Origin of the sequence: Bradyrhizobium sp. SZCCHNR1002, assembly GCF_032381435.1 — a bacterium.
Classification (GTDB): Bacteria; Pseudomonadota; Alphaproteobacteria; order Rhizobiales; family Xanthobacteraceae; genus Bradyrhizobium; species Bradyrhizobium aeschynomenes.
Genome location: NZ_JAUHIS010000001.1, coordinates 1,689,110 through 1,705,206 on the forward strand (window position 1 = coordinate 1,689,110; position 16,097 = coordinate 1,705,206).

The 16,097-nt window shown below is 66.0% G+C and carries 13 protein-coding genes; 1 reads left to right on the forward strand and 12 read right to left on the reverse strand.

Annotation, left to right across the window (positions count from 1 at the left end; genetic code table 11):
- Positions 1 to 25: 25 nt before the first annotated feature.
- The 9 genes from QX108_RS07520 to QX108_RS07560 are packed head-to-tail and all read right to left on the reverse strand — an operon-like array spanning position 26 to position 11,222.
- Complete coding sequence (locus tag QX108_RS07520; RefSeq protein ID WP_315780090.1) at positions 26 to 991, reverse strand: NAD(P)-dependent oxidoreductase; 966 nt, start codon at positions 989 to 991, stop codon at positions 26 to 28.
- A gap of 10 nt (positions 992 to 1,001) precedes the next feature.
- Entirely contained in the window at positions 1,002 to 1,424 is a 423-nt protein-coding gene (locus QX108_RS07525) for a cupin domain-containing protein (RefSeq protein WP_315780088.1), read from the reverse strand.
- A gap of 19 nt (positions 1,425 to 1,443) precedes the next feature.
- Positions 1,444 to 2,349, reverse strand: coding sequence for an NAD-dependent epimerase/dehydratase family protein (locus tag QX108_RS07530; protein WP_315780086.1), 906 nt, complete (start codon positions 2,347 to 2,349; stop codon positions 1,444 to 1,446).
- A complete protein-coding gene (locus QX108_RS07535; RefSeq protein WP_315780084.1) occupies positions 2,346 to 3,182 on the reverse strand; it encodes a sugar phosphate isomerase/epimerase family protein in 837 nt (278 codons plus the stop codon). Before QX108_RS07535 ends, QX108_RS07530 begins: the two co-directional genes overlap by 4 nt.
- On the reverse strand, positions 3,179 to 5,752 hold the full coding sequence (locus tag QX108_RS07540) for a branched-chain amino acid ABC transporter ATP-binding protein/permease (RefSeq protein ID WP_315780082.1): 2,574 nt from the start codon (positions 5,750 to 5,752) through the stop codon (positions 3,179 to 3,181). Before QX108_RS07540 ends, QX108_RS07535 begins: the two co-directional genes overlap by 4 nt.
- A complete protein-coding gene (locus QX108_RS07545; protein ID WP_315780080.1) occupies positions 5,749 to 6,618 on the reverse strand; it encodes a branched-chain amino acid ABC transporter permease in 870 nt (289 codons plus the stop codon). The genes QX108_RS07540 and QX108_RS07545 overlap by 4 nt, the downstream gene beginning before the upstream one ends.
- Before the next feature lie 54 nt (positions 6,619 to 6,672).
- Positions 6,673 to 7,911, reverse strand: coding sequence for an ABC transporter substrate-binding protein (locus tag QX108_RS07550; protein ID WP_315780078.1), 1,239 nt, complete (start codon positions 7,909 to 7,911; stop codon positions 6,673 to 6,675).
- A 35-nt stretch (positions 7,912 to 7,946) separates the two neighbouring features.
- Positions 7,947 to 9,737 carry a thiamine pyrophosphate-binding protein gene (locus QX108_RS07555; protein ID WP_315780076.1) on the reverse strand — a complete coding sequence of 597 codons (1,791 nt, stop codon included), beginning with the start codon at positions 9,735 to 9,737 and terminating at the stop codon, positions 7,947 to 7,949.
- A gap of 30 nt (positions 9,738 to 9,767) precedes the next feature.
- Positions 9,768 to 11,222: an aldehyde dehydrogenase family protein gene (locus QX108_RS07560; RefSeq protein WP_315780074.1), complete on the reverse strand. Its 1,455-nt coding sequence runs from the start codon at positions 11,220 to 11,222 to the stop codon at positions 9,768 to 9,770.
- 161 nt (positions 11,223 to 11,383) lie between these two features.
- Here QX108_RS07560 and QX108_RS07565 point away from each other — a divergent pair, with 161 nt between their 5' ends.
- Positions 11,384 to 12,334, forward strand: coding sequence for a LysR substrate-binding domain-containing protein (locus QX108_RS07565; RefSeq protein WP_315780072.1), 951 nt, complete (start codon positions 11,384 to 11,386; stop codon positions 12,332 to 12,334).
- A 260-nt stretch (positions 12,335 to 12,594) separates the two neighbouring features.
- Here QX108_RS07565 and QX108_RS07570 read toward each other — a convergent pair whose 3' ends face one another.
- Genes QX108_RS07570 through nirJ form a run of 3 tightly spaced genes read right to left on the reverse strand, consistent with a single transcriptional unit; the run spans position 12,595 to position 16,097 of the window.
- The gene (locus tag QX108_RS07570; protein ID WP_315780070.1) at positions 12,595 to 13,371 is read right to left on the reverse strand and encodes a CbiX/SirB N-terminal domain-containing protein; all 777 of its coding nucleotides are present in this window, start codon (positions 13,369 to 13,371) and stop codon (positions 12,595 to 12,597) included.
- Positions 13,355 to 14,911, reverse strand: coding sequence for a cytochrome D1 domain-containing protein (locus QX108_RS07575; RefSeq protein WP_315780067.1), 1,557 nt, complete (start codon positions 14,909 to 14,911; stop codon positions 13,355 to 13,357). Before QX108_RS07575 ends, QX108_RS07570 begins: the two co-directional genes overlap by 17 nt.
- Positions 14,889 to 16,097: a heme d1 biosynthesis radical SAM protein NirJ gene (gene nirJ, locus QX108_RS07580; RefSeq protein ID WP_315780065.1), complete on the reverse strand. Its 1,209-nt coding sequence runs from the start codon at positions 16,095 to 16,097 to the stop codon at positions 14,889 to 14,891. Before nirJ ends, QX108_RS07575 begins: the two co-directional genes overlap by 23 nt.

Consider the following 16,097-nt stretch of genomic DNA (forward strand, 5'->3'; position numbering starts at 1 on the left):
ACGATTAGGCGCGAACATGCGCCGGTCAGGTCGATGTCTTTGTCATCGCGGCGCGGGTGGCGGCGATGGTGGCTTCGATGCCGGCCTGCAGGTCGTAGCGCGGATGATAGCCGAGCTCGGCCTTGGCGCGGCTGATGTCGAGCGCTCCCTTGACCGCGCTCAGCAACTTGCCGCCGTGTTGATAGGGCCCGCTGTCTCCGACGGTGATCCGCGCCCCCGGAATCGCGCGATTGACCGCCTCGGCGGTGTCGCGCAGCGTCGGCGCCGCGCCGGTCGCGATGTTGTAGGCGTCGAACCGATGCTTTGGCTTGTCGAGCGCGAGCAGTACGCCGGCAACGGTGTCGTCAATATAGACTTGGTCGACCGCGAGATTGCCGCCATCGGCCTGGTGGAACGGATCGCCGCGCAAGGCCGCCTCGATGAAGGTGCGCGGCATGCGCAGACGCGGCAGATGCGCGCCGTAGACCCAGCAGGTCCGCACATTGATGCATTCGAGGCCGTGGTCGCGCGAATAGACCCGGCCGTAGTGCTCGGCCGCGAGCTTGGTCAGGCCATAGACGCTGGTCGGCCGCTGCGGATGCTCCTCGTCGATGGCGGGAGACTGGAAATCGCCATAGGTCTCCTCGGTCGAGATGTGCACCACGCGCTTGATGCCGCAGAGCCGCATCGCCTCGAACAGGTTGACCGCGCCTTCGACATTGACGCGTAGCGCCTTGAGCGGGATGTCGGCTGCCTGGATCACGCCGACCACCGCGGCGGCATGGATCACCGCATCCGGCCGATGCGTCTGCAGGTCGCGCAGCACTTGGTGCCATTCGCCGAGATCGACGGCCTCGGCGACCAGCCGCGGCTCGCCCGCGGCGCGCGCGGCCATCGCCGGCGCCACCATGAGATCGAGCGCGACGACGCGGTCGCCGCGATCGAGCAGCGCCTGCACGATCGCCGTGCCGAGCCAGCCGCAGGCGCCGGTGACCAGAACGGTCTTGGTCATGTCCCACTCCTCAGCGCGGCGCCGGCTCTTCGTCGGTCGGCGGGCTGGTGATGACCAGAAACACCAGCGGATCGTTGCCGGTGCAGTGGAATTCGTGGACGACGCCGGGCGGGATGTAGGTGACGTCGTTGGCGCGCACCAGGCGGCGCTCACCGTCGAGGATCAGGATGCCCTCGCCTGACAGCACGTGATAGATCTGTTCCTGCACCTTGTGCGAATGGCTCTCGACATGGGCGCCGGGCTCGTAGGACGAGATGCGGTGATCGAAGAAGCGGCTGCCGGTGGTGTCCGGCGTCACGATCGCCTTCGACAGCGCCTGATTGTAGTGGCCGGGATACTGCGTCCAGAAGATCTCGGCGAGATTGCGCGTCACCGCCTTCTTCTCTTTTGCGGCATTGGCGTAGGCATCCGGTCCGGGAACGACGATCGTCATTGCGATTCTCCTCAAGTGATCAGGTCAGGCCCGCGAGCAGATGCCGCTGGTCGTAATCGGCGGTGAAGCCGAGCCGCTCGGCAGCGTGACTGAGATCGTAGAGCGGCGCGAACGGCTGCCGCGCATAGAGCTCAGGGTTGCGAATTTGGATTCGCTCGCCATGCAGCCGGCGCAGCCGATCGAGCGTCGGCTCCGGCGACAGCGTCACCTGCGCCGACAGATAGAAGCGCTCGAAGGCGCCGCCGTCGAGCGGCAGTTCCAGCGCGAGGCGGAAGGCGCGCGCCAGATCGCGCGGGTCGATGTGGTGGTGCAGCGGGCCGCCGCCGGCCGACGACGGTCCGCCGACCGCCGGACCGTGATAATTGGCCGGATCCTTGGCGCGGGCCACGATCTCGCCGGCCATCTCCGGATAGGCAACGAACACCGTGCGCAGCGCCACCACGGCCATGCCGCGCAGCGCATAGGCGCGCGCCAGATCCTCGCCGAGGATCTTGCTGACCGCATAGGGATCGGTCGCCTGCAGCGGATGGTCGAGATCGAGCGGCGCGTAGAGCGGCGGCAGCATGCGTCCTTCCCGCACCGTATAGCCGGCCACCGAATCCGAGGAGCAGAACACGGCGCGGCGGATGCCCGCCGCCTCCGCCGCCTCGAACACGGTGTAGCTGCCGAGCACGTTGACGCGCATGATGGTCTGGCCGTCGCCGGACCAGATGTTGGGCACGGCGGCGATGTGTAGCACGGCGTCGCTGCCAGCGATGGCGCGCTTGACCAGCTCGGGCGAGGTGACATCGCCGACATGCCACTCGATGTCGGCGTCGCCCGCACGACGGTCGAGGCCGCGCACCTTGTAGCCGTGGGCGAGCAGCTCGCGCACGACGAGGCGCCCGAGCAGGCCGGCAGCGCCGGTGACCAGCACGGTGCTCATGAGGCGCTCCTGACGCTGCAGGGGACCACGCCGAACGGCGCGAGCGCGCGATGGCTCTCCAAGATGGCGCCTTCCGCATCGCCGCCGATGATCTCCAGCGTGCACGGACCTTCGAAGCCGATCTCGTCGAGCGCGCGCAGGAATTTTTCACAGGGCACATCACCAAGCCCGACGCGGTCATGGCGCCAGATGTCGCGCGTCGTGTCGGAGAGATGGGCAACGCGCACGAGATCGCCGAGCTGATACAAGCCCTCGGCGGGATCCTCGCCGATGAAATGGGCATTGGCGGCGTCGTAGCAAACGCCGACATGCGGCGAGTCGAAGCTGCGCACGAAGGCGCCGAGCGAGGCCGCGTCGGGAAAGCCCGCGAACGGCACGTTTTCGATCGCGAGCCCGACGCCACGCGATTGCGCGCGCGGTAGCAGCTGGCCGATCGCGTCGGTCAACCACGCGGTGCGATCGCCAACCGGCGCCGGGAACAGCGGGCTCATGCGGCCGGGCACGGTGACGAGCCAAGGGGCGCCGAGATCGGCGGCGAGGTCGATGGCATCCTGGAACATGGCAATGGAGGCGCGCCGCACCCGCGGAAACGCGCTGGCCAGATTCTGGTCGAGGCTCGGCATGTTGATCGAGCTGACGGTCGCGCCGACCTCGGCCAGCGCCGCACGCAGCACCCGGCGCTCCGCGGCGCCGAAGTTATCCAGAGGCAGATGCGGCGGATGGATCATCAGCTCGAAATGGCCATAGCCGAGCGCAGCGAGCCGGCGCACGCAGGCCTCGGCCGGCGTCGACCAGATGTAGCCATAGGTGTTGATGGCGAGCGCGCGTGTCATGGGCCGTTCACCGCGAGCTGCACCGCGTCGGCGCTCTGGGTGATGCCGAGCAGCCGGCCCTGCAGGTCATGATCGGCGGCGAGCTCGGCGGCATCGCCGACATAGGCGACGCGCCCGTTGACCAGCACATAGGCGCGGTCGGCCATCGCCAGCACGCTCTCGGCGTGGTGCTCGACGATGACGAGGCTGGCGCGCGCGCGCAGCTTGGCGACGACCTCGCGCACCTCCTGCACCACCGCCGGCGCCAGGCCCTCGAACGGCTCGTCGAGCAGGATCAGCCGGCTCGGCACCATCAGCGCGCGGGCGATCGCCACCATCTGCCGCTCGCCGCCGGAGAGATTCTCGGCTCGCGACTTCTGCAGGATGCGCAGTTTCGGGAACAGCTCGAACACCTCGTCGAGCGAGGCGCCGCCGCTGCGGGTGGCGAGCTTAAGGTTCTCCTGCACCGTGAGGTTCGGAAACAGCCGGCGGCCCTCCGGCACCAGCGAGATGCCCAATCGGTTGATCTCGTCGGGGCGCAGGCGGTTGAGCTCGGTGCCGTCGAACAGGATGCGGCCGCCGCTCGGCGGCACGGTGCCGGTGACGGCGCGCAGCGCGGTGGTCTTGCCGACGCCGTTGCGGCCCAGCAGCGCCACCACCTCGCCCGGCCGCACCGTCAGGTCGAGTCCGTCGAGCACCGTGCCGCCGCCATAGCCGGCGCGCACACCCTCGACCTTGAGCAGCGGCTCAAGCGGCGCGCTGGTCGGCAGCGGCGTGACATTGCAGGCGGGCATGGCGGGGGGTGCGACCTGGCCGTGGGCCGTGCCGAGATAGGCGGCGACGACTTCCGGATCGGCCGCCACCTCCGCCGGCTTGCCGTCGGCGATCAGTTTGCCCTGATGCAGCACGGTGATGCGGTCCGACATCGCCAGCACGCGGTCGATGTCATGCTCGATCAGCAGCACGGCATGAGATTTCGACAGCCGTTTGATCAACTCGCCCACGACCTTGCGGTCCGACTCGGCGAGTCCCGCCAGCGGCTCGTCGAGCAGCAGCAGCTTGGCCTCGATAGCAAGCGAGACCGCGATTTCGAGCAGCCGCTTCTCGCCATGGGCCAGCGCCGAGCAGAGCTCGGCGGCGCGGTCGGCGAGGCCGACGGCGTCGAGCAGCGACCACACCTTGGCGTTGGACGTCTCGTCGTGATAGGCGTCGCGCCACAGGCCGGTCCATTGCCGGTTGGCGGCCTGCACGGCGATGCGCACGTTCTCGAACGCGGTGAGGTTGGGGAACACGCTGAGGATCTGGAACGAGCGGGCGATGCCGAGCCGGGCGCGCTCGTGCGGCGGCAGTCGCATGATCGGGGCGCCCTCGAACAGAATGGTGCCGCCGTCCGGCCGCAGCACGCCCGTCAACAGGTTGAACAGCGTGGTCTTGCCGGCGCCGTTGGGGCCGATCAGGCTGTGCAGCCCGGTGCGGCTCATCTCGAAGGAAATGTCCTTCTGCGTGACGATCGAGCCGAAATGCTTCGACAGGTTGCGGATCGCCAGAATCGGCGCATCGGAGATGGCCGCCTTGGCCACGTGATCGGGCGCATAGGGGACGATGGCAGGCGGCCGCGCGAGAATGGCATTGCGCGTCAGGGTCCAGCGGTTGCGGCCGATGACGCGCTGGAAAATGCCGTGAATGCCCTCCGACGACAGCAGCGCGAAGCCGATGATGATCGGCGCGAAGATCAGCCACCAGTTCTCTGTGACCGCGCTGAGCCGGTCCTCCAGCACGATGAACACCGCGGCGCCCCACAGCGGGCCGAGGAAATGATGCACACCGCCGAGCGCGGCCATCAGCACGGGATCGCCGGCGTGCTCCCAGTTGAGGTTGTTGGCGTAGACGCCCTGCAGCAGCAGCGCCATCAGCCCGCCGGCAACGCCGATGCCGCCGCCGGCGATGACCAGCGCGACCAGCTTGGTGCGGTAGGTGTCGAAGCCGAGGCTCGCGACGCGCTGCTCGTTGTCGCGCAGCGCCTGCATCAGCCGGCCGAACGGTGCATGCGCCAGCCGCCACAGCACCCACAGCGAACCGACGACCACGGCCAGCGTGAACCAGTGAAAGGCGAGCGCGGAGGGAAACAGCGGCCGCGCCACGTTCTGCAGCCCATTCTCGCCGCCGGTCACCGACGTCCATTTGAACGCGATCTCGAATGCGATCTGCGAGCAGGCCAGCGTCAGCAGCGAGAAATACAGCCCGCGCCGACGCAGGATGACAGCGCCGACGATCAGCGCCAGTATGAGCGAGAACACGGTCGCGATCGCAAGGCCCGTGATCTCGTTGCCCGCCGACAAGAAGCCGGAGCCGATCGCCAGCGCATAGCTGGCGCAGCCGAAGAAGAACGAGGCGCCGAACGGCACCAGGCCGAGATAGCCGATCAGGAAGTTCACCTCGGCGCCGTACAGCGTATAGATCGCGATCTCGGTGACGCGATGGATCGGCATGCCGACAGCCAGCGCCGCGCCGGACGCGAGCAGCAGCATGAGCGCGGTGACCAGCACGGGATGGCCAGCGAGCCGCTGCAGGGGGTTTTTGTTGGTGGTCATTCGAAACGCTCCCAGCGCTCGCCGAACAGCCCGCGCGGCCGCAGCAGCATGATCGCGAACATCAAGGCATACATCGAGGCGGCAGCTGCCTCAGGCCAGAACTGGATCGTCACCGAGGTCACGATGCCGACCGCGAGCCCGGCGACCACCGCGCCGCGGAATGAGCCGAGGCCGCCGATCGCCACGATCACGAAGGCCGGCATCACGGCATTGGCCGCCATCGAGGGCGACACCGTCCACAGTGGCGCCGCCAGCACGCCGGCAATCGCGGCCAGCATGCAGCCGAGGCCGAACACGGCGGTCAGCACCCGCGGCAGGTTGATGCCGAGCAGTTCGACCATCTCCGGGTCGCGGCTGCCGGCGCGCAGGATGCGGCCGTACGGCGTGAACGCCAGGAAGCCCCACAGGCCGACCAGGGTCGCGATCGTGGTGCCGAGCACGGCGACGCGATATTTGGTGATCAGGAGCGGGCCTAGGTCGACGATGCCGGCGAATGCCGGCGGCGGGTTGAACGGCTTGCCGTCGGCGCCCCAGACGTAGCGGATCACCGCCTCGATCAGCAGCGCCAGCGCGAAGGTCACGATCAGGCTGAGCAGCGGCTCTTTGCCGTAGAGGCGGCGGATGATCACCACCTCCACGACCATACCGATCAGCCCGACCAGAGGGGGCGCCAGGATCACAGCGCTCCAGCCGAACAGCTGGAACAACTGCCAGGCGACATAGGCCCCCAGCGCGAAGAAGGCGCCGTGGGCGAAGTTGATGACGCCGAGCAGGCCGAACGTGATCGACAGACCCACGGCGATCAGCACGTAGATGAAGCCGAGCACAAGGCCGTTAGCGGCCTGGGACACGAGAATGTCAAGCATCGTTCGAACCTGCCGGTACTTGGCAACGCGAGACCTAGGACAATGGCGGCGGCATTACAGCGACGGCATGCTGCAGCCGATCTCCTCCTTGGTGCCGAAGGCCTTGATGGTCTCGTCCTCGGTCGCCGAAGTGTTCTTCAGCACGTCGAAATAGTCGAACTTGTCGGTGATCTGCTTCTTGACCTGGACGATCACGGCCGGACGCACCAGCTGGTGGTCCCAGTCGCGGAAGAAGAATGGGAACTCGCCCTCGGTGTTCTTCCACTGCTCCAGCTGCGTGACGATCTTGGCCGATTCGGTCGATTTCGCCGCCTCGATCGATTCCAGCAGCGCGCGCATGCCGATCCAGCCCGACCAGGTCTTGTCCGACGGCGGCTGATTGTACTTTTTCTGGAAGTCCGCGATCAGCTTCTTCTCGGCCGCGGTGTTCTTCGGATTGTTATAGTACCACGGCTTGATGTAGATGCCGGTCGAGGCCTGCGGCCCGACGTCCCAGAAATCTGTGTCGGTGACGGCGACCGCCGCGTAGGGGATCTTGTCCTTCATCCCCATCTCGTTCCACTGCTTGAGGAAGTTGGAGAAGTCGCCGCCGACCAGGCCGCCGACGATGACGTCGGGCTTGGCCTGGCGGATCTTGAGGATGTAGGAGCTGTAGTCGGCGGTGTTGATCGGCACCTCGTCGACGCCGACCTCGGTGGCGCCGACCGGCTTCAACATCGCACGCGAAGCGCGCAGGATGTCCTGGCCGAAGGCGTAGGACGCGGTGATGAAATAGACCTTCTTGCCGATCGAGGAGACGTAGGGCATCAGGCCGGCCATCTGCACCGGCACGGTGGCCTGGGTGCGGAAGGTGTATTTGCTGCAGTTCTTGCCGGTGATTTCACTCGCCGCCGCGCCGGTCAGGATCAGCGGCACCTTTTCGCGGTTGGCGACGCTCATCATGGCCAGAGCCGACGACGAGTAGTTGCCGCCGACGACGGCGACCACCTTGCTCTCATCGACCAGCCGCTGCATGTTCTGCTGCGACACCTGCGGGTTGGGCTCGTCGAGCCAGACCAGCTCGATCGGCCGGCCCAGCACCTTGTTACCGGCCTGCTCGACCGCCAGCGCGCTGCCGCGCTGCAGATATTCGCCGATCGAGGCGCCCGGCCCCTGTTTGGAATAGATCATGCCGATGCGCACCGGCCCGTCGGCCTGGGCGTGCGCCGTGCCACGGAAGCTCATCATCGATGCGGCGGCCACGCCCGCGGAGGCGCGCATGAAGGATCGCCGGCTCAGATCACGCTTCAACATAATGTCCTCCCTCGCGGTGTTGTTGTCGTTGTTTGTCAGTCTGCTTTGAATGGCTTGCCGAACACTGGCTCCTTGAATGGAATCGGCGGCAGCTCCCACGTGCCGGTCGATGGCGGCCGCACTTCGGCATCGACATGCAGGTCGATGACGCAGGGCCGCCGATTTCTGATCGCCGTCTCGACCGCGCCGCGCAGGTCGGCACTACGCGTCACGGTGACGCCGTCAGCGCCGCAGGCGCGCGCCCAGGCGGCGAAGTCCGGATTGTAGCGATCGCCGCCCGGGCCCTGATTGCTACGATAAAAGGCGGTGCCGAGCTCGCGGCCCTCGAACAGGCCGTATTGCAGGTCGCGGATGGCGCCCCAGGCAAAGTTGTTCCAGACGATCCAGATACAGGGCAGATCATATTCGACCGCGGTCGCCACGACGTAGGGCGCCATCATGAAGCCGCCATCGCCGACCACGGCGACGCAGGGCCGGTCGGGCGCAGCGAGCTGCGCGCCGAGCACGCCGCAGACGCCGAACCCCATCGACGAATAGCCCCAGCTGTTCATCATGCTCTGAGCCCGTTTCGGGTTCCAGAACTGCATGAACCAGTTGTGATGCACGCCGGAATCGAGCGACAGGATGACATCGTCCGGCAGCACGTCCTGCAACGCACCGACGACATATTCGGGCCGGATCGGCGTGGCATCGACACTGAAGTTCGGCCGCACGAAGGCCTCCCACTCCGCCTTCCATTTGCCGATCTCGTCGCGCCAGGTGGCAAAATCGTCGCGCTTGATATCCGTCCGGCGCTCCAGGCCTGCGAGCAGCTGTCCGGCAAAGGTCTTGGCGTCGGCGATGATGCCGAGCGTGGGCGGATAGTTGCGGCCGAGTTCGGCCGGATCGATGTCGACCTGCAGCAACTTCGTCGACGGGAAATTCCACGAATAGCCTTGGTGCCAGCTCGACGACGAGCGATCGTCGAAGCGGGTACCGATGCACAGCACGAGATCGGCGAAGCGGCCGGCCTGGTTGGCCGGATAGGCCCCGTTGCGCCCGATGAAGCCGAGCGTCAGCGGATCATCCGACGGCACGCAACCCATGCCGTTCGGCGAGGTGATGACCGGAATGCCGTAGCGGCTCTGCAATGCGCTGATTTCGGGGCCGGCTTCCGACAACGTCGTGCCCTGCCCGATGAAGAACACCGGTCGCTTGGCGGCCGCCAGCAGGTCGAGCGCCTTGGCTACGTCGGCCTCGCTCGCGCTTGGGCGGTGGCCGCCGTGAACATGCGAGGGCGCCGGCAGTTCGACGTCGGCCTCCTCCTGGAACACGTTGTAGGGAATGTCGAGATTGACCGGGCCCGGCCGGCCCGTGACCATGGTGTCGAACGCCTGGCGCAGCGCCAAGGGCAGCATGTCGACGCGACTCGGCTGGAACGAACGTTTTACCACCGGGCGCAGCACCTGGGCGAAATCGGCCTGGTTATGCGCGTAGAGCTCCTGGAACGGCGCGCGATTGGCCTGCGAGGTCGGCACGTTGGCGGTGATGGCGAGAAAGGTCGAGGAATCCGACAACGCGGTCGCCAGCGACATCACCAAATTGGCCGAGCCCGGGCCGGTCGAGGTGAGGGTCGCGACGGGGCTGTGCTTGACGCGGAAATAGGCGTCGGCCATGTGCCCGGCGCACTGCTCATGGCGCGGCGACACCAGCATGACCTTGTCACGCACCTGATAGAGCGCATCGAGAATGCCGACATTGCCGTGTCCGCAGATGCCGATCACGAACGGCACTTTCTGCTTGACGAGATATTCGGCGATCACCTCGCCGCCCTTCATCTTTGTCATGATCGATCCTTGTCGGCTGACGTCCACCCCTCAGGCGAGGATCGTCACCATGCGTTCCTCGCTCATTTCTCGGATTGCGTAGTGCGGCCCCTCGCGACCGAATCCCGAATCCTTGGAGCCACCATAGGGCATCATGTCGACGCGCGAGCTCGGCGTCTCATTGATGTGAACTCCGCCGACTTGCAGTTGCCGGGCGGCCTGCAAAACCGTGTCCAGCCGTTTGGTGAAGATGCCGGTGGCAAGACCATAGGGCGTGCCGTTGACGCGGGCGAGCGCGTCATCGAACTGATCGAACGGCTCGATGCACAGCACCGGTCCGAACACCTCCTGGCAGCCGAGCGGGGTCGCCTTGTCGACATGGGTGAGCAGCGTCGGAGGCACCACGGCGCCCTTGCGCGTGCCGCCGACCAAGCGCCGCGCGCCCTTCGCTTCGGCCTGCGCAATCCAGGACTCGATGCGCTGCGCGGCGGCCTCGCTGACCACCGGGCCGACCACTGTATTGTCATCGCCGGGATCGCCATAAGGCAGCTCGGCAACCAGTCTCGTCAACCGCTGCTCGACCTGCTCGACCAGCGCCCGCTGCACCAGCAGCACCTGGATGGAGGTGCAGACCTGGCCAGCCTTGCGGAAACTGGCATTGACCACCTTGGGCAGCGCCACGTCGAGATCGGCATCCGCACAGATCACGCAATGGGAGATCGAGCCGAGTTCCATCTGGGTGCGGCGCAGCCCGACCTTGCTCTGGATGATGCGGCCGATCTCGGTGCTGCCGGTGAAGGCGAAGAACTTCACGTTCGGCTCGCTCAAGAGCCAGTCGGCGACCTCGCCGTCGCCATGCAGCACCGACATCAAACCCGAGGGCAGGCCTGCAGCGACCAGGCACTCGGCCATGATGCAGGAGGTCATCGGCGTGTGCAGCGACGGCTTCAGGATCAGCGCATTGCCAGCGGCGAGCGCGGGCGCCACCTTGTGCGCCACCGTGTTCAGCGGCGCGTTGAACGGCGTGATGGCGACGACCACGCCGAGCGGCACGCGAATGGTGAAGCCGATGCGGCCCTTCTGGCCCGCGGCGCCTTCCATCGGCACCACCTCGCCGGCCAGCCGCCGCGCCTCCTCGGCCGACAGCCGGAACGTGGCCACGCAACGCTGCAGCTCGCCGACGGCGTCACGGCGCGGAAAACCCGCCTCCTGACGCAGCACTTCAACCAGCTCGGGGGCGCGCTTCTCGAGCTCGGCTGCGGCACGGTCGAGAATGACGCCCCGCTCGTACGGTGTCAGCGTGTTGGCCTGAAACGCCTGCTCGGCGGCGGCGACGCAGGCGCGGACCTGCTCCCGGCTCGGCAGCTGCGCAAGCATCGCCGGCTGCAGGCGGTATTTGTCGAACACGGCGGCCGTCCGCTCGCCGTCTGCCCATAGGCCATTGATGAGGAGCTGGCAGGACGGCAGATCGGCTGATGCCTGTCGTTGAGCTGCAGCGTCCGCCATCCTCAAGCTCCTCCAATGAATTTCGCGCTTCTTGACCTCCCATTAGAAGGAATTTGACATTAGCAAAAATACTGTTTTGGATTGGTCGCTATAAGCTGGAACTATGGCCAGCCCCTCCTGTCACGTCCCTGCCCCGGCGCACGCTCATGGATCTTCGTCAGTTGCGGTATTTTGCCCAGATCGTCGAGAGCGGCAGCCTGTCAAAAGCGTCGCGCTGCCTGTTCGTGGCGCAGCCGGCGCTGAGCCAGCAGATCGCCAAGCTCGAGGAGGAGGTCGGCAAGCCCCTGCTGCAACGATCTTCGCGCGGCGTGACCCCGACCGAGAACGGGCTCGCGCTCTATCACCATGCCCGCTTCATGCTGCGCCAGCTCGACCACGCGCTGTCGATCGCGAGGCAGGACACCAGCGAGATGCGCGGCATGGTCTCGGTCGGGCTGCCGGCCACCACCGTTCTGGCGATCGGCCTGCCATTGACCAAATCCATCCGCGCCAAATATCCCGGCATCCTGCTTAACGTTGTCGAGGGCATGAGCGGCCATCTTGCCCACATGATGCGGCTCGGCCAGCTCGACCTCGCCATCCTCTTCAACAACGACGTCTCGTCGAAGCTCGACGCCACCCCGCTGCTCGACGAAGAATTGTTCGTGCTGCTCCGCTCCGACAGTCCGCTGGTGTCCCGCGCGCGCAACAGCATCACGATGGCCGAAGTCGCGAAGCTACCACTGATTTTGCCAACTGGCACGCATGGCCTGCGCCGGCGCGTTGCGGCAGAATTCGAACGACGCAGCCTGACCCCGAATGTGGTGGCGGAGATCGATTCGCTGTCGTTGGTGATGAGCTGCGTCAACGAGGGCATTGGTGCCACTATCAAGCCGATGTCGGCGCTGCAGGTTGGCGGCGATCACAATGGTGCATGGCGGGCGTTGACGATCTCGGACGCACGCATCACCCGCCGCAACTACATCTATTCGATCAAGCCCGAGTTGCTCGCACCCGCCGCCTCCGCCGTCGCGAAGGAGCTTCAGGACACGGCACGGCTGCTGGTGACCTCCGGACAATGGCGCGGCGTGACCTTGACCGAGGATGCGTCTGCAGCGCCTTCAGCGGCTTGAGCCTCGTCCGATCGCGCATATCGACGGATGACGGGTATTGCACTCCGTGCAGTTGCGAGGCGCAGCCCATCGCTAACGCCGAGACCCACGGCGGCGTTTACCGTTGAGGCGCGGCGAGGCCCCGTGAACAAGGGAACTCAAAACAAGACTCCCGCGTGCTGATGTGGCGCGCGAGAGTTGCTATCATCTTGGTTGCGGGGAGGCGCAACGACCGATACCGACATTCGCTTGCAGTAGCCATCTGAGGAAGTCGATGATGACTACAGTGGCCAGTCGGGAATGGCGGAGATCCTGTCGGAAAATGCGTTGGTGACGGCTCCTGCGATCAACTGCTCGATCCCCGGAGCGGAGCCGAGCACACCGGCGAATACGACATCGTCACGTGTCAACTCCGCGACTAGCCTTGGGGCGTCTCGCGCGCCATGCAGCCCTTCGCCCGAGAACATGCCCATGACAACTGCCGAACCGGGCACTTGCTTTGCGATCTCGTCGAGATGCGGCCGCTCCTCCAAGAACGCAGAGAAGACCCCTGCGAATATGGAGCTCCGTTCGATCTTCTTTGCTATCCGCTCGGTCGCTTCACGGGATTGAGACCCTCGTCGGGAGCCATGTGCCAACAGAATGACGGCCGATTGCTTGGGGAAGAAGCCATTGCTCTCCGCAATGCGCAGTGCACATTGCGTGACGAACGCAGGCAGCCCCGGATCCAGGCCGAGCGGCGGCAGGCAGATGACCTCACGCCGGCGATCATCGTCGGCTTCGTCGAGCAGTTGGACCAAGCGGTCACGACTGAAATAGCCCGATGACATGAAGAGCGGATAGACGGCAACCCGGCGCGCCGTCAGGCGGCGCAGCGCCGCATTGATGCCTGGCTCGCCTGAGATGAATCCGACACCAATCTCCGCACAGAAACGTCGCGAGGAAAGCGCCTTCGCGATCCGCCAAACGCCAAGATTGTCAGCACCTCCCCTCCGCTCACCATGGGCAGCCAACAACAACGCGGTGTCTGCAAGCGGGACCTTAATGACTGGTTCCATCGGAGAACTTGATCTTGTTCCAGACGTTGTACTTGCCGGAGGGACGCGACATCGGCAGTCGCTTCACCTCGGTGAAGGTTTGTGCGTCGTACACAACGAGCGCTCCCTGGTCCTCCCAGATCGAAACCAATGCATGCCGGCCGCTCTTGTCGAATTCGACATGGGCGGCCGTCTTGCCCCGCTCCGGCGTGATGCTGCGGACGACCTCGAGGCTGCGCTTGTCGATGATCGACAGCGTGTCCTTCCTGGTCCCCATTATGCTGTCGGTCCAGGCGTAAGGCGTGTTCTCGTGGCTGCGCATGAAGAAGCCGGGACCGGGCGTCTCGATCACCTTCACCTGCGACCAGTCCTGCATGTCGAGCACGCTGATCTTGCCTTCCTTCAACAGCGGCGTCGCCATCACCCGCCGGCCCTCCCAGGTCCAGGAGATGCCCGAGCCGAGATGCGGGAGACCCGGCAGATCGAGCTGCTTGATGTCGCGGCCGACGGTGAGATTGACGACGATCGCCCTGCCTTCTCTCGCCGAGCCGATCAGGTTGCGATAGGGAGGATCGAAGAAAAAGTCGTCGAGCGGCTCCGGCACCTCGATCCGGCGCAGCGCAAACAGGCCTTGCGACGACGGCAGCGCTTCGATCATGCCCTTCTCATGCGAATGGACCAGGCCGGGATAGACCGGCGGCGCGTTCGGATCAGTCGCGATCTCCCAGATCTCGCCGACATCCTTGAGCGCCGCGATGAAGCTGTCGCGCGGCGGCGCTTGGTAGACGGCCGAGACGCGCGAGGACTTGCCGTGCTTGTCCTTGACGTCGAAGATCTTCTCGACCGCGAGATCGTCGGTCGACAGCATCACCAGCGTATGCGGCAGGTAGTTGGCGACCGCGATGTGCCTGCCATCGCGCGAGATCGCGATGTTGCGCGCATTGATCCCCGCGCGCACCTCCGCCAGCATGGTCAGCGTCCACAGATCGTATTTGCTGACCCAGCCGTCGCGCGACATGAAGAACACGAAGCGGCCGTCCGGCGTGAATTTCGGCCCGCCATGCAGCGCGAAGCGGGTCTGGAACCGCGTCAGCGGCTCGAACCGGTCGCCGTCGAGGATGGTGGCATGATGATCCCCGGCCTCGACCACCACGAACAGGTTCATCGGATCGGCATCGAAGCGCGGCCTGTCGCGTTTCTCCGCCTGTGCGTGCACGACACGGCTCGCCTCGATCTCCCGCTGGCCCCAGACGGGAATCTCCGCGAGCGGCGTCGAGATATAGGCGGCGAGCGCGGCGATCTCGTCCTTGGCAAGCTTGCCGGCAAAGCCCGGCATCTGCGTCGCAGCGCGGCCATCGGCGATGACGGACCCGGCCCGCGCGCCCATCATGCGGCCGAGATTTTCCGGCAGCAATGCCGGCCCAAGGCGGCCGAGACGGTCGGCTCCGTGACACTCCGCGCAATGGTCGGCGAACAGCTTTGCCGCATCGGGTTCGGCGCGCGCCGCTCCGGTCAGCGCGACAACGGTCAGCAATGCTTCAAGCAGACAGCGGAGCTTCATGACTCATTCCGCGATAGAGCGAGGTCCTGATGCGGTCGACCGGCACGGCCAGGCCGATCTCGGCATCGGTGAGATAGCAGCCGGGATCCTCGGCCCAGGCATCGCCGGTGATGCGTTGCGCGCGCACGCGCGTATTGCCATTGCAGATGTCGAAATGGGCACAGGCGCCGCAGCGGCCGCCGACCGCGCGCGGCTTGCGCTTCAGGCCGGCCATGATCGGGTCCGACAGGTCGGTCCAGATCGCCGAGAACGGCCGCTGCTTGACGTTGCCGAGATCGTGGTGCCACCACATCGTGTCCGGATGCACGTTGCCGAGATTGTCGATATTGGCGACGTTGACCCCGGAGGAATTGCCGCCCCAGCGCACGAGCTTGGCGCGCAGTGCATCGGCAGCGGACGGCACGTTGCGCGCGACCCATTGCAGCAGATAGATCGCGTCGGCGTCGTTGTTGCCGGTGACGATCTCCATCTCGCTGCCGGCCTGCGCCCATCGCCAGGACCGCGCGATCACCATGTCCATGGCGTCACGCGTCGTCTGCCACAGCGCATCGTCGCCGCGGTTCTTGTTGCCGCGCCCGGCATAGACCAGATGCGACAGATAGAATTTCGGAAAGCCTTCGCGCTCGACCAGATCGAGCAGCAGCGGCAATTCCGCCGCGTTGTCCTCCGTCATGGTGAAGCGGACGCCGACCTTGATGCCGCGGTCGCGCAGGCGCCGCAGCCCGCCGAGCGCGTCCTCATAGGCGCCCTCCTTGCGGCGGAAGCGGTCGTGGGTCGCGCCGATGCCGTCGAGCGAGATGCCGACATAGTCGTAGCCGATGTCACGGATGCGATCGGCCATCGTGTCGTCGACCAGCGTGCCGTTGCTGGACAGGCCGACATAGAAGCGCATCGCCTTGGCACGCCGCGAAATCTCGAAGATGTCACGACGCATCAGGGGCTCGCCGCCGGACAGGATCAGCACGGGAACGCGAAATGCCTTGAGATCGTCCATGACGTCGAAGACCTCGGCGGTCGACAGCTCGCCGGGGAAATCCACATCGCCCGAGATCGAATAGCAATGCTTGCAGGTGAGATTGCAGCGGCGGATCAGGTTCCAGATCACCACCGGCCCCGGCGGCTGCCGCACCGGCCCGGTGGGCGGCGGCTCATGCAGGTCACGCAGATATTGGCTCAGGCGGAACAT

Coding starts and splice junctions, on each gene's coding strand:
- QX108_RS07550 (WP_315780078.1), bottom strand. CDS start 7,911: ATGTTGAAGCGTGATCTGAGCCGGCGATCCTTCATGCGCGCCTCCGCG.
- QX108_RS07545 (WP_315780080.1), bottom strand. CDS start 6,618: ATGCTTGACATTCTCGTGTCCCAGGCCGCTAACGGCCTTGTGCTCGGC.
- QX108_RS07555 (WP_315780076.1), bottom strand. CDS start 9,737: ATGACAAAGATGAAGGGCGGCGAGGTGATCGCCGAATATCTCGTCAAG.
- QX108_RS07530 (WP_315780086.1), bottom strand. CDS start 2,349: ATGAGCACCGTGCTGGTCACCGGCGCTGCCGGCCTGCTCGGGCGCCTC.
- QX108_RS07525 (WP_315780088.1), bottom strand. CDS start 1,424: ATGACGATCGTCGTTCCCGGACCGGATGCCTACGCCAATGCCGCAAAA.
- QX108_RS07570 (WP_315780070.1), bottom strand. CDS start 13,371: ATGGAACCAGTCATTAAGGTCCCGCTTGCAGACACCGCGTTGTTGTTG.
- QX108_RS07520 (WP_315780090.1), bottom strand. CDS start 991: ATGACCAAGACCGTTCTGGTCACCGGCGCCTGCGGCTGGCTCGGCACG.
- nirJ (WP_315780065.1), bottom strand. CDS start 16,097: ATGTTCCGCCTGAGCCAATATCTGCGTGACCTGCATGAGCCGCCGCCC.
- QX108_RS07575 (WP_315780067.1), bottom strand. CDS start 14,911: ATGAAGCTCCGCTGTCTGCTTGAAGCATTGCTGACCGTTGTCGCGCTG.
- QX108_RS07560 (WP_315780074.1), bottom strand. CDS start 11,222: ATGGCGGACGCTGCAGCTCAACGACAGGCATCAGCCGATCTGCCGTCC.
- QX108_RS07540 (WP_315780082.1), bottom strand. CDS start 5,752: ATGACCACCAACAAAAACCCCCTGCAGCGGCTCGCTGGCCATCCCGTG.
- QX108_RS07535 (WP_315780084.1), bottom strand. CDS start 3,182: ATGACACGCGCGCTCGCCATCAACACCTATGGCTACATCTGGTCGACG.